Source organism: Microcoleus sp. B3-D7 (genome assembly GCF_036705305.1).
Taxonomy (GTDB): domain Bacteria; phylum Cyanobacteriota; class Cyanobacteriia; order Cyanobacteriales; family Microcoleaceae; genus Microcoleus.
On the sequence record NZ_JAUBUE010000008.1, the window covers coordinates 125,460 to 139,800 of the forward strand.

10 protein-coding genes are annotated in these 14,341 nt (G+C 47.4%); 6 read left to right on the forward strand and 4 right to left on the reverse strand.

Translation table 11 applies throughout. From position 1 onward, the window contains the following. Positions 1 to 7: 7 nt before the first annotated feature. The gene (gene galE / locus QUB25_RS08770; protein WP_333182803.1) at positions 8 to 1,009 is read right to left on the reverse strand and encodes a UDP-glucose 4-epimerase GalE; all 1,002 of its coding nucleotides are present in this window, start codon (positions 1,007 to 1,009) and stop codon (positions 8 to 10) included. A gap of 652 nt (positions 1,010 to 1,661) precedes the next feature. Between galE and gloB the strand changes: the two genes are divergently transcribed. Continuing rightward, positions 1,662 to 2,435 (forward strand): hydroxyacylglutathione hydrolase, encoded by a 774-nt coding sequence (gene gloB, locus QUB25_RS08775; protein WP_333041027.1) that lies wholly within the window; start codon positions 1,662 to 1,664, stop codon positions 2,433 to 2,435. Positions 2,436 to 2,437: 2 nt separating this feature from the next. On the opposite strand, the gene QUB25_RS08780 is transcribed toward gloB, so the two are convergent. Beyond that, positions 2,438 to 3,277: a glycosyltransferase gene (locus QUB25_RS08780; protein ID WP_333063072.1), complete on the reverse strand. Its 840-nt coding sequence runs from the start codon at positions 3,275 to 3,277 to the stop codon at positions 2,438 to 2,440. 619 nt (positions 3,278 to 3,896) lie between these two features. Here QUB25_RS08780 and QUB25_RS08785 point away from each other — a divergent pair. The 3 genes from QUB25_RS08785 (at position 3,897) to dnaB (ending at position 11,245) form a co-directional block, all read left to right on the forward strand. After that, positions 3,897 to 8,996 (forward strand): PAS domain-containing protein, encoded by a 5,100-nt coding sequence (locus QUB25_RS08785; RefSeq protein ID WP_333182805.1) that lies wholly within the window; start codon positions 3,897 to 3,899, stop codon positions 8,994 to 8,996. 265 nt (positions 8,997 to 9,261) lie between these two features. Continuing rightward, complete coding sequence (rplI, locus tag QUB25_RS08790) at positions 9,262 to 9,720, forward strand: 50S ribosomal protein L9 (RefSeq protein WP_006634794.1); 459 nt, start codon at positions 9,262 to 9,264, stop codon at positions 9,718 to 9,720. 199 nt (positions 9,721 to 9,919) lie between these two features. After that, positions 9,920 to 11,245 carry a replicative DNA helicase gene (dnaB, locus tag QUB25_RS08795; protein WP_333063067.1) on the forward strand — a complete coding sequence of 442 codons (1,326 nt, stop codon included), beginning with the start codon at positions 9,920 to 9,922 and terminating at the stop codon, positions 11,243 to 11,245. A 91-nt stretch (positions 11,246 to 11,336) separates the two neighbouring features. On the opposite strand, the gene QUB25_RS08800 is transcribed toward dnaB, so the two are convergent. Together QUB25_RS08800 and QUB25_RS08805 are read right to left on the reverse strand one after the other, a co-directional pair. Next, positions 11,337 to 11,915, reverse strand: coding sequence for an FKBP-type peptidyl-prolyl cis-trans isomerase (locus QUB25_RS08800; RefSeq protein WP_333182808.1), 579 nt, complete (start codon positions 11,913 to 11,915; stop codon positions 11,337 to 11,339). Positions 11,916 to 12,193: 278 nt separating this feature from the next. Continuing rightward, positions 12,194 to 12,520, reverse strand: coding sequence for a phasin family protein (locus tag QUB25_RS08805; protein WP_242723321.1), 327 nt, complete (start codon positions 12,518 to 12,520; stop codon positions 12,194 to 12,196). Between the two features lie 215 nt (positions 12,521 to 12,735). Between QUB25_RS08805 and QUB25_RS08810 the strand changes: the two genes are divergently transcribed. Next, on the forward strand, positions 12,736 to 13,092 hold the full coding sequence (locus QUB25_RS08810) for a zinc ribbon domain-containing protein (RefSeq protein ID WP_333064045.1): 357 nt from the start codon (positions 12,736 to 12,738) through the stop codon (positions 13,090 to 13,092). Between the two features lie 72 nt (positions 13,093 to 13,164). After that, positions 13,165 to 14,130, forward strand: a complete 966-nt coding sequence (locus QUB25_RS08815; RefSeq protein ID WP_333064044.1) for a BadF/BadG/BcrA/BcrD ATPase family protein — start codon at positions 13,165 to 13,167, stop codon at positions 14,128 to 14,130. The last annotated feature ends 211 nt before the right edge of the window (positions 14,131 to 14,341 follow it).

Sequence of the window (14,341 nt, forward strand, 5' to 3'; positions counted from 1 at the left end):
TTAAAGACTAAGAGTTGTGGCGTTTTTGGTGCCACTGCCAAGCATGGGAGATAATGTTCTTAATGTCGGCATATTCTGGAGACCAACCCAAGGTTTTGATGGCTTTCTCGCTGCTGCCAACCAAAGCAGGCGGGTCTCCCGGGCGCCGATCGCACTCAACAGCCTTAATCTCTTTTCCCGTCACTTGGCGAGCCGTTTCTATCACCTCTTTCACCGAAAACCCGCCGCCATTGCCCAAATTAAAGAAATCAGATTTGCCACCCTTGAGCAAATATTCTAATCCCAAAATGTGAGCAGATGCCAAATCGTTAACGTGAATGTAATCCCGAATGCAAGTACCGTCAGGAGTCTCGTAATCCGTGCCAAAAATCGCGATCGAATCTCGTTTACCCAAAGCAGCGAACAACACCAGCGGGATTAGGTGAGTTTCTGGATTGTGATCCTCTCCTAACAACCCGTTAGGGTCAGCCCCAGCCGCGTTAAAATAGCGGAAACAAACAGACTTGAAATCATACGCAGCGTCAAAATCCGACAAAATCCGTTCTACCATTAACTTAGTAGCACCGTAAGGATTGATCGGATTTTGCGGGTGGTCTTCTGTGAGCGGAATTTTCTGCGGTACACCGTAAGTCGCGCAAGTAGAAGAAAACACAAATTTCTTCACGCCAGCAGCGATCATTGCTTCCAAAAGCGTAATAGTGCCGATGACATTGTTGCGATAATATTTAGCTGGGTCGGTAACAGATTCGCCCACGTAAGCGTATGCAGAAAAGTGCATTACCGCCTCAATCTTGTGCGTAGCAAACAAGTTGTCTAGAAGAGTGCGATCGTTCGTGTCGCCAACTACTAACTCCACCTGCAAAGCCTGATCTACTAAATCTCTGTGACCGTAAACTAAATTATCCAAAATCACCACACCGTAACCGGCGTTTTTCAGCGCTAATACCGCGTGAGAGCCAATATATCCAGCTCCGCCCGTCACCAAAATAGTTGGTTTGTCTGCACTCATTTTCTTCTGCCTGTTTTTGTAGCTGGGATTGCCAAGAGCCTTGTTAATTTGAGACTTCCACATCAGACGCTTTCACACTCCGCGTGAGCCGGAGAATTAAAGCGAAATATATAGGCTTTGCTGTGCCCGACGGGACGCTCGCACTCCTAAAAAACGCTTTTTACACTCCAGATAGATGCTGACTGTGCAAGTCTTTGTGTTCAATCGATAAACTTGAGGCGACCAATTTGGATATAATCAAATATCCGATTAATCTGATGTCGATCCTCTTCTGAAATTTTATCATCTGACAGGATAGCCGAAGTCAAAACTAAGTGTTCCCGGCGAGTTATCTTACCAGACGCTACAATCCGATCGACTTTTTGAGAAATTGTTAAGTTCGATTTGTTGTGAGATGTTCGCATTTATTCGATCGGTTTTATGCCAAAATAGTTAAAGCGGATTGCAGTTATTGACCCAAAAATGGTGCGTACTCGACCGCAAATCAATTTGCTCAACAGCAGAAATAACGTATCAGAAACCTATCTCAGAAACGTATTAGAGTTTTACTTCCCAAGATAGATATGCGGACTTAAGAAATCTGCAATCAGCCTTCGGATAGCGTTCAGAGTAACTTAATTATATAATATTTTTCCTAGAGAGGCACTTTTCTATGCAGGTTTATCGGCTTCCGGTACTGTCCGACAATTACATTTTCTTGCTGCACGACCCCGATAGCCACACAGCAGCCGTCGTGGATCCAGCGCGCTCAAAGCCAGTATTAGAGCAACTGCAAGCACTCGGAGCCGAATTAACAGCAATTTTCAATACCCACCACCACAGCGACCACATAGGCGGCAATCAGGAACTGATCGATCGCTTTCCCCAAATTAAAGTTTACGGTGGCGCAGAAGACCGAGGCAGAATTCCCGGACAGCAAGTGTTTTTACAAGCGGGCGATCGAGTTTCTTTCGCCAACAGAACCGCCGAAGTCTTCTTCCTACCCGGCCACACAAAAGCTCACATCGCCTACTATTTCCCCCCCAGCAACCCCAGCGAAACCGGCGAGTTGTTTTGCGGCGACACCTTATTTGCAGGAGGCTGCGGCAGGCTCAAAGAAGGCACTCCCGCCCAAATGTTAGCCTCTCTGGGGCAACTGCGACACTTGCCCGATAGTACGAGAGTCTGGTGCGCTCACGAATACACGCTGAACAACCTGCAATTTGCTTTGAGTGTGGATGGCGACAATCCGGATTTACAGCAGCGCTTCGCCGAAGTCAAGGAAGCGCGCAGTCGATCGCAACCTACAATACCATCATCGATCGGCCTCGAAAAAAGGACAAACCCATTTTTGCGCTGGGATTTTCCCAACCTGCAATCAGCCGCCAACACCTCCGATCCAGTGCAAACCTTCGCTCGATTGCGCGGCATGAAAGACCAATTTTGACCTTAACGTTTTTTTTGTTTCAGGTAACTCTTAAACTTGAGTATCGGTTCGCTCAACCACCTGTCAAGTCTTTGGTATTTTACGTGAAAGCTCGACAGCCCCTTAAACTTATTTGGAATTTTTTCTAGTTCGTCCTTAAACGGTGTCTGAGACAACATATCAAGCCATAATTGATTGGGGGCGGAGCTTTCCCACGGTTTCGGTCTTGACATAAAGTGCATCACTTTACTTGACATATCATCAGTCTTGTGGTTGTTCCATATTTGGTCTAATTGCTTCCACCTTCCCACTAAAACTGAATTTAATGCACCTTGATCGCGATCGCCCCAAACGTGGGTTCTAGCATTTTGGAGCAACTTTTCCGACAGTTGCTCTTCCTCCCAAAGCTTCATGTTGTAAACTAAAACACCACTATTGAAATAAGGGTTTCGATCTTGATAATTGTTGGGATTTCCCCAGAAGTTGGCGGCGGCTGCTATCGGCAGAGTTGGAAAATCTAGGTTCCACAGCGGCTTTAAGCTGCCCAGAACGATCGTATCACTGTCGAGCCAAATCAGCCTTTCTGTTTCTTTGGTATATTTTCGCGGCTCCAATTTAACGTAAGGAAGTTTAGAACCTGATATCGAAAGAAGTTGGTCGTAATTAGATTGCAATTCTTGCCATTCAATCTGGTATTTGCAGCAATTCTGTAACTGTTCCTTTTGCTGTGAATATATCCTGGTAGATACAACGCTAATTTTGACCTGCTCCTCCCCAGATTGGCTAATATTCAGATCTACAGACTTCAGAAGTGCTGCTAACCCCAGAATATAGGTGCGATCGGCGGCTGTGAATATGTGCATAGGATTAAGTTTGTGAGATGAACGGCAAACGTGACACAAACGTTGGGACTGGAGGAAGCAGGCGACCCTGTATTGAGGTAAATGCGATCGCCCGTTTACCGTTGAGACGAACAAAATCTTGCCTAAATTTCCGGTTAGATTTACACAAAGAAACGGGGTTTCTAAGTAGGTAGGCGCAAATAAAGTTTACAATGTAACAGAATGTAAGGCGGGCGTAACAATAGCGATTGCTTCGTTTAACTCGCTGCCAGAGAGGGGTTATGTATTTTCAAGCTTCATCTACTTATTTATCTGTGTGCAAGTGCCATCTGTTCGCACCCGAAAACGAGCAACAGCCATTGGTAATATGCAGCAACGCGAAAAATAATCAGACGGACTAACCTGGCATTTGAAACAGCCAGAAAATTCCCCGTCGCCTGTGCTGAATCCCGCAACTGGTTCAGACGTGGGAGTCTACGATAAAATAAATTGTCTAGATATCGATATTACCGCAGAACGATCAACATCCATCTTAGGTTTGAAGTGTCACCCTGCTCAAGTCAAAAGTTCCTCTGGTTATTTCCCTATTATTGAGCGCGGTTTGCTTTGCCAAAAGTAAAATTAGCGTTGTTAGAAACCGATGCAAAACCCACGCAATACTGAACCTCAAGCAAAAATCGACCCCTCTGTTTCAACGGATTCTAACAAAGCGTTCTACCCAGCCGCGCCTTGGCCAACTGATGTAGGGATGGTTCTGCAATTGGCAGATGGTAGCATTCAGGGGTGCAATTCTCACGCCCAGGATCTGTTGGGGATGACAGCACAACAGATGCTCTTATGCACTTCAATCAACAGTCGGTGGCAGACTCTGTGTGAAGATGGTTCGGATTTTCCCGGCGAGACACATCCGGCGATGGTGGCGCTGCAAACCGGGCAACCATGTTTAAATGTCATCATGGGCTTTGATCGACCACAGGGAGAATTGATTTGGTTGACGCTCAATTCTCAACCTTTATTTCAGGAAGATCGATCGACTCCCTATGCGGTAGTTACAACCTTCACGGAGCTCGCTCAACCTCAGCCTGAACCAGTCTGTAACGCGCCCGCGCCCCAACTGTCAGACACCCTCGAAAGTATTTCGGACGGGTTCTTTGCTTTGGATCGAGACTGGCGATTTACCTACCTCAATTCGCAAGCGGCGCGGTGGCTGAATCGGCCCTCGAAAGATTTGATTGGCAACAGCATTTGGGAAGAGTTTCCCGAATCAGTGGGCAGTTTGTTTGAGCAGGAATATCGCCACGCCGCCACGTTCCAAGTTACGGTTAGTTTTGACTCTTTTTATCCGCCACTCAATGCTTGGTATGCGGTACGAGCTTATCCCATCCCATCGGGGCTTGCCGTTTATTTTCAAGATGTCACTGAGGAGAAAGCGGCTAGGGCTGCTTATATTAAACAAGCGCAAACGGCACATCAACAACTAGCAGAAATCGAGGCGATTTATGCTAGTGCGCCGATCGGACTTTGCTTCCTCGATACTGAGTTGCGGTTTGTCCGCCTCAACGATTGGCTAGCAGAAATTAACGGAGTTCCAGCCGCCGCCCACATCGGCCAAACATTGCGCGAAATCTTGCCAGAAATGGCAGATGATTTAGAGCCGCTTTACCGACAAGTTATTGAAACTAAAGTTCCACTTCAACAGCTCGAAGTTCGCAGGACGAACTCAGCACAGCCGGGAGTCGAACAGGATTGGCTGTTGAGTGTCTATCCACTGAGGGCCCAGGACGATCGCGTCCTGGGAGTGAATGTGACGGTGCATGAAATTACCGATCGCAAAGCTACCCAAAAGGAAATTCAACGGCTCAACCAAGAACTAGAGCGACGAATTAATGAACTCGAATCGATACTTGATGCTGTACCCGTGGGCATTACGATCGCCGACGACCCACAGTGTAAAGTAATTCGCGCTAACCGATTTGCCCAGTCGATGTTGATAGTGCCGCCGGATACCAATGTTTCTGGAACCGGAGAGCAAGCCGCAGCCCTTCCCTTTAGACGACTCCGCAACGGAGAAGAAATTCCGGGAGAACAACTCCCCATGCAACTGGCCGTGGCTTCCGGCGTCCAAGTGCGAGATGTGGAAATTCAAATGGTGCGATCGGACGGGGTGGCCTTTGATTGGTTGGTGAATGCGGTGCCGTTATTTAACGAACAGGGCGCAGTTCGGGGGTGTGTGGCGGCCTTTATGGATATTAGCGATCGCAAACAAGCTATTGCTGCTTTGCGCCGTTCCGAGGAACGCTATCGCACTTTGTTTGAGTCCCTAGACGAAGGCTTTTGCGTCATAGAAATGCTGTTTGACGAAAACGAAAAGCCGATCGATTACCGCTTTTTGGAAGTCAATCCGGCCTTCTTGAAACAAACCGGACTCGAACAACCTGCGGGTAAAACGGCGCGGCAGCTCGTTCCGGACCTCGAAGATTATTGGTTTGAGATGTACGGCAAAGTCGCGCTGACGGGGGAGTCCTTGCGCTTCGAGCACGGCTCGGAAGTCATGAACCGCTGGTTCGAGGTTTTGGCGTTCCGCACTCCTGAGCCACACAGCCGAAAAGTCGCCTTACTTTTCAAAGAAATCAGCGATCGCAAACAATCAGAGAATCGGTTGCGACAACAGGAAGAACAACTGCGGCTGTTCGTTAAACATTCGCCTGCGGGGGTGGCGATGTTTGACCGCCAGATGCGGTATATGCTGGTGAGCGACCGCTGGCTATCAAGTTACGGGCTCGGCGATCAAAACATTGTGGGTCGATCGCACTACGACATCTTTCCCAATTTGCCCGATCGTTTCAAACAAATCCACCAGCGCTGTCTGGCGGGAGCAGTCGAACTCTGCCAAGAAGATCGGTTTCCCCGCCCTGATGGCTTAATCGACTGGGTGCAGTGGGAAATTCACCCTTGGCGAACCAATACCAATGAGATTGGCGGCATCATGATTTTTTGCGAAATCATCACCGATCGTAAAAACGCTGAACTCGCGGTGCAAGCGGCCTCCCAGCAAGTCAGCAATATTATAGAAAGTATTACGGATGCCTTTATGGCGCTCGATTCACAATGGCGCTATACCTACGTTAATGCCACAGCAGAAAAACTGCTTTCTCGATCGAGGGCCGACTTGTTAGGTCGATCGATCTGGGAGATATTCCCCGCCGAGGGAGAAGCGAATTCGAGGGTATATCAAGAATTTCATCGAGTCGTTAACGAGCAAGTTTCTGTCAAATTTGAAGAGTTTTCCCCGTCGCTCCAGATGTATATAGAAGTGAGCGCCTATCCAGCGGCAGAAGGACTGACGGCTTATTGGAGCGATATTAGCGATCGCAAACGCACTGAAGAAGAATTGCGACAAAAAAATGCGATTTTGAACGTAATTAACGAGTCAGCACCCACGCCAATTTTTGTCAAAGATCGAGAAGGACGGATTATTTATGCAAATCCAGCCACGCTGGAAATAATGGGCAAACCTGCTTCTGAAGTAATTGGTGGTCGCGACCTGGATTTATACCCAGTAACAGAACTTGCAGTCACAGTCACGGAAAACGATCGGCGCATTATGGAATCCGGCAAAACAGAAGTCCTCGAAGAATCTCACGATGGCATTCGGACATTTCTGGTAATGAAAGCTCCATATCGCAATCAGGCGGGAGAAGTCATCGGCTTAATTGGCATCTCCAGCGACATCACAAATCGCAAACGAGCAGAAGTCGCCCGGGAAGAACAAACTAAGTTACTTCAAGTCATCATTGACAGCATTGGCGATGGTTTAATTTTGGCCAACCAACAAGGAGAGTTTGTGTTGTTTAACCGAGCCGCCGTAGGCATATTCGGTCAGCTATCGAATGAAAAATCTTGTGAGGAATGGTCGAGCACCTACGGACTATTTACCGCAGACAAAAAAACCTTCTTCCCCGACGCTGAACTACCTCTAGCCAGAGCAATCAAAGGTGAATATGTCAATGATGTAGAGGTATTTGTCCGCCGCGAAGATTCCGAAGATCGCTGGATCAGTATCAGCGGTTATCCGGTAGTTGATGCTAGCAGTGAAATCAAAGGCGGAGTGATTGTCTGTCGGGATATCACAGAACGCAAACAAGCAGAAGCAGCGATGCAAGAAAGCGAAGAACGATTCCGCAATATGGCTAACAACGCTCCCTTTATGGTATGGGTAACAGACCCCACAGGCTATTGCACTTTCTTGAGCGAAAGCTGGTATGACTTCACAGGTCAAACTGAGGAAACAGGTTTGGGACTGGGTTGGGTAAACGCGGCACATCCAGAAGACCGAGAACAGGCAAAAAATGCGTTCTTGACCGCCAACGAACGCCAGGAACCGTACCGCGTAGAATTTCGCCTCCGGCGCCAGGATGGCGGATATTCTTGGGTGATCGATGCGGCTGCTCCCAGATTTTCCGAAAGGGGACAATTTGAGGGTTATATCGGCTCTGTTATCGACATTACAGAGCGCAAACAAGTGGAAACTGAGCGCGATATGGTTCTCCAATTAGAACAAACTGCCCGCACGGAAGCCGAGCGAGCTAACCGCATTAAAGACGAGTTTCTGGCGGTGCTTTCTCACGAGTTGCGATCGCCCTTAAATCCGATTTTAGGCTGGTCGCAACTGCTTATCGGCGGCAAGCTGAAGCCGGCTCAAACTGCCAAGGCCTTTGAGACGATTGAGCGCAACGCCAGACTGCAATCTCAATTAATCGAGGACTTGCTTGACGTGTCTCGGATTCTGCAAGGAAAACTCAGATTAAATGTTGCTCCGATGAATCTGGCAACTATTATTCCATCTGCTGTGGAAACCGTGCAATTAGCAGCAGAAGCTAAAAAAATTAAAATCCAAACAATCTTAAATCCTGATGTCGGGCCAGTTCTCGGCGATACAAGTCGCTTGCAACAAATTGTGTGGAATTTGTTATCAAATGCGGTGAAATTCACGCCCGAAGGCGGTCGAGTAGAAGTTCGATTAGGGCAAATCGCACGCCAAGCTCAAATTCAAGTCACGGACACGGGTAAAGGTATTCTTCCCGATTTCTTGCCTTATGTTTTTGACCATTTCCGACAAGAAGATGGCGCTACAACGCGCAGATTTGGAGGCTTGGGACTGGGATTGGCGATCGTCCGCCAACTGATCGAACTTCACGGCGGAACCGTGTTTGCAGAAAGCGCCGGAGAAGGTCAAGGAGCGACGTTTACGGTGAGATTACCGCTATTAAATGATGATTTTAGAAGGCAGGAGGAGGAAGAACGTCATGGGGCTGCTTGTCCCGATCTCTCATCCTTGCCGCTAGCTGGATTGAGAATTTTGGTGGTAGATGATGAACTCGACTCGCGAGATTTTGTCGCTTTCGTGCTTGAGGAAGCCGGTGCAGAGGTGATTTCCCTGTCATCTGCTACTGAGGCGCTAGAGTCGATCGAACAAACTGCACCAGATTTGCTCGTCAGCGACATCGGAATGCCCCAGATGGACGGATATATGTTGATCAAGCGCATCCGCACTCAGCTTGCGCCTGAGTATCGCCAGTTGTTGGCGATCGCCTTAACGGCCTATGCTGGAGAAGCGAACGAGCGCCAAGTTTTGCAAGCCGGATTTGACCAACACTTAGCCAAGCCGATCAATCCGACCCAGTTAGTTGCTACTGTAGCGCGAGCGATCGTCGCCCAGCGCCTTGAAAATAAAGCGTGAGTGCTCGGTAAGACATTGCGCTGTAGTTGATTTGCCTCATTACAGAACCCCCGTTTTGCGTAATTTCAAACTGAATTTGCCCGTAAAAAATATTATCCCTGTTTCTTCCCTCGAACCTCGAATCTCAACATCCATCCGTTATTAAATCCGTTAAATCCACTACATCCGCTACATAATCCGTTGGCGAACTTCCTTCTCCCTTGCGATCGCCCCTCAAACTTCGCTATTATAAAAAGTTGCAGTTAAAACCCCACAACCCACGATCATGGCCAAGCGCGTTCAATTAGTTTTAAATAAAGATGTCAGCAAACTCGGCAAAGCTGGCGACGTAGTAGAAGTAGCCCCGGGCTACGCCCGCAACTACCTAGTACCCCAAGGAATGGGATTTAGAGCCACTCCGGGCATTCTCAAGCAAGCAGAGCGCCGCCGTGAAGAAGAAAGACTGCGCCAGCTAGAGCTCAAGCAGCAAGCTGAAGTCCGCAAAACCGCCCTCCAATCGGCTGGGCCTTTCATCATTTCCAAGCAAGTTGGGGAAGCAGACGCGATTTTTGGTACTGTTACCAACCAAGAAGTAGCAGAACTGATTTTCAACTCTACCAGTCAAGAAGTCGATCGGCGCGGCATCACTCTGCCCGAAATTCGCCAAACTGGTACATACAAAGCTGAAATCAAACTACACGCAGAAGTTACCGCCGAAGTTGATATTCAAGTTGTTCCGATGTAATTAAGAGTCATCAGTCATGAGTAATTAGTTGTTAGTCATTAGTCATCAGTCATTAGTTGTTAGTCATTAGTCATTAGCTAAGAACTGAGTACCGCTAACTAAGGACTGAGGACTGCTAACTAAGGATTCAAAACTGACGACTAATCACTGGCAACTAATAACTAATGACTGCGGACTAAGGACTGAGGACTATTGACTAATGAGCGATTTGATGCCGACAAATATAGAGGCAGAAGAAGCAATTTTGGGCGGGATTTTAATTGACCCCGAAGCTATTTCCCGAATTGCCGAACTGCTGCGACCGGAGTTTTTTGCCATCACCGCTCATCAAGTCATTTATCGCTCGGCATTAGGCCTATTTTTACAGGGTCAACCTACCGATTTAATGACGGTAACAACTGCGCTAACCGACCGCAACCAGTTAGAGCAAGTAGGAGGACTAACTAAATTAGCACAATTAGTCGATCGCACAGTTTCCGCAGTCAACATCGACCAATATGCAGTTTTAGTTGAAGACAAATATCAGCGCCGCAAATTAATCGAAGCTGGCAACAACATAGTACAATTAGGTTACGAGACGGCAACACCACTAGAAACAGTCTTAGACCGCGCCGAACAAGAAATTTTCAGCATAACTCAAGAACGCCCGCAACAGGATTTAGTATCGATCGGCGAAACACTAAACCAAACATTTCAAGACCTAGAAAATCGCAATGAAGGCCTGACACTTCCCGGTATTCCGTGCGGTTTTTATGACTTAGATGCTATGACAGGAGGCTTTCAGCGATCGGATTTAATCATCGTTGCAGCCAGGCCGGCGATGGGCAAAACGGCCTTTTGTACCAACATCGCCCACCACATCGCCGCCGGACAGCAAAAATTGCCGGTTGCCGTTTTCAGCTTAGAAATGTCGAAAGAACAGCTAGTGCAGCGTATCCTGTCCAGCGAAGCCAAAATAGAAAGTAACAGGTTGCGATCGGGTAGAATCAGTCAAAACGAATGGGAACCAATTAGTACAGCCATTGGCAATTTATCAGAACTACCGCTGTTTATTGACGATACTCCCAATATTACCGTCACAGAAATACGATCGAAAGTCCGCCGCCTCCAAGCAGAACAAGGCGGAACCCTAGGATTAGTCTTGCTAGATTACCTGCAATTAATGGAAGGTACCAGCGACAACCGCGTGCAAGAACTATCTCGAATTACCAGAAGTCTTAAAGGTTTAGCCCGCGAACTCAACGTGCCGATTATTGCCTTATCTCAGTTGAGTCGGGGTGTGGAAGCGAGGACAAACAAGCGGCCGATGATGTCTGATTTGAGAGAAAGTGGATCGATCGAGCAAGACGCGGATTTAGTAATTATGCTCTACCGCGATGAATACTATAACCCTGATTCGCCCGATCGCGGAATTGCAGAAGTAATTATTACCAAACACAGAAACGGCCCCACAGGAATCATCAAACTATTATTTGACGCCCAATATACCTGCTTTCGCAATCTGGCATCTCCGAAGCGATCGTAAATCAACCAGGGCATACACAGAAACCCGGTTTCTTAAAAACACCGGGTTTCTAAACACCGTAAAAGTTTTACGTTGAATTAGATTGAGCTACCTAGCCAGCGATTTTTAACAATTCCACATCAAAAATCAGCGTAGCATTAGGAGGAATCACCCCGCCCGCACCGCGAGCACCGTAACCGAGTTCAGGGGGAATAATCAACTTGCGGCGGTCTCCAACTTTCATCGTACCGACACCTTCATCCCAACCCTTAATTACTTGACCTACGCCAATTTTGAACTGAAAAGGAGAATTGCGATCGCGCGAACTGTCAAACTTGGTGCCATCCTCCAAAGTTCCAGTGTAGTGTACCACAACTGTCTGGCCGGTTTTTGGAGTCGCCCCATCACCCTGTTTCAATTCAACATATTTCAGACCTGAATCTGTTGTGACAGTATTATCAGTCATGTTATTGCCAGCGATAGTAGCTGGTACCTCTGGTAAAGTAGCATCAGCTACTATCAAGTTATTTTCATTCAAAGACTGCGCTGACAATTTCTCAATAGCAGTCTCGGGTAAAAGATTGTTCAATTCGGCTGCAACTGCTTGGGACCCAGAACCGCCCATTTGAGCGACTATCAAAAACACAAAGCAAACCAGCATTACCCCCAAGCTGACTAGAACTCCTCGCAAAATTAATCCTCCTGATACTTTTAACCGCGATATCTCAGATATCTAAGACATCTAGTACAACAAGAACTACCAAATTTTATCTGAACTTTTCCACCAAAAAAGGGCAGGTACCAGATAATTTTAAAGGCCAAAGTATGAAGTCATAATGTTTGTAATTCTACATAAATGGCTTCTACATAAGTGCCTTTTTTAGCCTTCCGCCTTCGGATGACAATCTTATCACAAGATAGCAGCGAACTCCTCACGGGCGTTAGCGAAGCCCTCGAAGAGGATCGAACTCAGCGCCAGTTACGGTTTTCTAAATCCCGCATCTGACGTTCCAAACGATCGAGCCTTCCCCGCAACTCATCCATTTCGGACTGTCGGGGGACTCCCATATCTTGCAGCATATTCCGTAGTTGCCGCTGCAACTGCGTATCCCAATTGCCCTGTTCAGACTTGAGGTGCTCCGTCATGTCATCGACAAAGGTTTTGGCTTGCTCAGGATTGATTTTGCCATCTTTGACCCATTGCTCGCTCACTTCCTGCAATTTCTCTGCCACCAGGGAGGTAGTACCAATGCCCAGCATTACCAGTTGTTTGAGTAAGTTGCTATTGTTATCCATAGATTTTTCCTAATGTTTGTCCTTTCATACCCGATCGGCTCAGGTCGCCTGCTGTCGCTGCGAAACCATCTGTAAACTTAAAGTTACATCAGCGCACACCTACCTTTCTATTTTGGAGCATCCAGCCACCTGATGGCGAGCCGATCGCGCTAATCGGCGTTCGGAAAACCCGCTAATGAGCCTACCCACCACATTACCCCATAACCCCGCTGTCTATGCCTGATTGCCCCCGCTGTCACCAACCTGTAGACGCCCGAGCGCTCGCCTGTCCGCACTGCAAAACCCCTCTCAAAGCTTTCGGTCATCCGGGTATCCCTCTTTATAGATCGAAACCCGAAGAATTTCTGTGTGCTACCTGTATTTATCACGAAGACGACACTTGCAACTACCCGCAGCGTCCCTTTGCCAAAGAATGCACGCTTTATCACGATCGAGCTGAGCCACTTGTGCCACAGACGATCCCTTACAGCAGTGGCGACGGGCTGCAATCGATCAAAAATTGGTGTCAGCGCCATCTGGTTTGGTTAGCATTATTAGGTTTAATTATTATTAGCATTGCTCTGTCGATTTAATCGGATTGTACAAAGCGTAGAATAGACATATCTCTGTTAATCTGGGTTGCTCTATTATTCTCTAAATTATTCATGAGCTACGTATTCGGCATCGACGGCGGCGGCACTAAAACTATCTGCCTTTTAATGGATGACAACCACCTTGTTTTAGGACGGGGTGAAGCAGGGCCGTCAAATTATCAAACCCTGGGAATTGAGACAGCAAAACAATCCATCCAATTGGCGATCGAACGAGCAGTTCTGTCCGCTCAGGTCGAGGCTGTAGGCAATCTCAACATAGAAGCAATTGGTCTGGGACTAGCAGGCGTCGGGCGTCCAAAAGATCGTGAAATAGTGCAATTTGTAGTGCAGAACTTGCAGTTGACAAATACTTTACCAGTAACCCGATCGTTCCTGCCCAGGAATATAGTAATTTCCAGTGACTGCGCGATCGCACTTGCTGGCGGTACAGGCCATCCAGTGGGTATCGCCGTTATTTCAGGAACCGGTTCGATTGTTTTCGGGCAAAACCGTCACGGGAAAACTAAACGAGTCGGGGGTTGGGGATATATTTTAGGCGATGAAGGCAGCGGATATAACATCGCCCTTCAGGGTTTGCAAGCTGCTTTGAAGTTCTATGACGGACGCGAAGATTTTACCGTGCTTGCGGAAAAATTTCAAAAGCATTTAGACCTCAATAACCTAGAAGAATTGGTAGAAGTCGTTTACGGGCGCGGTTGGGGAGTCAAAGAAATTGCAGCTTTAGCGCCGATTGTCGAGGGAGCAGCAGCAGAGGGCGATCGCGTCGCTGACAGCATTATCAATAATGCTGTGGCAGAATTAACCTATTCAACAAAAATAGCCATTTCAGCGCTATTTAACCAAACAGAAGAATTTGAAATTGTGATCGTAGGAGGTGTGTGGGGCGGCGAGGCAAATTGCCGAGGTCGGTTTGAAGCAGCCATAAGTGCGATCGCCCCAAAAGCTAAGGTAATTTCGCCCCGATACGAACCAGCTTTCGGTGCTGGATTGTTAGCTTTAAACGCTCTCAACAATTAATCTCGTGTCCCGAGGCTTCGTGCTGGGATTTCACCTTAACTAATTAGAGGCTAAGGGGGAGGATGAACCGAAATCTCTCCTTTATCCTCCTTATCTTCCCACTCTTGCCGATTTTATCTATTTTTCAAAATTTTAAAATTCTGGATTATCTACCTTATCTTCCCAACTTCTAGAATTCCCGCCTGCCATAATCAAAACATCAGATGAAGGC

Coding starts and splice junctions, on each gene's coding strand:
- dnaB (WP_333063067.1), top strand. CDS start 9,920: ATGAGCGATTTGATGCCGACAAATATAGAGGCAGAAGAAGCAATTTTG.
- QUB25_RS08780 (WP_333063072.1), bottom strand. CDS start 3,277: ATGCACATATTCACAGCCGCCGATCGCACCTATATTCTGGGGTTAGCA.
- galE (WP_333182803.1), bottom strand. CDS start 1,009: ATGAGTGCAGACAAACCAACTATTTTGGTGACGGGCGGAGCTGGATAT.
- QUB25_RS08805 (WP_242723321.1), bottom strand. CDS start 12,520: ATGGATAACAATAGCAACTTACTCAAACAACTGGTAATGCTGGGCATT.
- QUB25_RS08810 (WP_333064045.1), top strand. CDS start 12,736: ATGCCTGATTGCCCCCGCTGTCACCAACCTGTAGACGCCCGAGCGCTC.
- rplI (WP_006634794.1), top strand. CDS start 9,262: ATGGCCAAGCGCGTTCAATTAGTTTTAAATAAAGATGTCAGCAAACTC.
- gloB (WP_333041027.1), top strand. CDS start 1,662: ATGCAGGTTTATCGGCTTCCGGTACTGTCCGACAATTACATTTTCTTG.
- QUB25_RS08785 (WP_333182805.1), top strand. CDS start 3,897: ATGCAAAACCCACGCAATACTGAACCTCAAGCAAAAATCGACCCCTCT.
- QUB25_RS08815 (WP_333064044.1), top strand. CDS start 13,165: ATGAGCTACGTATTCGGCATCGACGGCGGCGGCACTAAAACTATCTGC.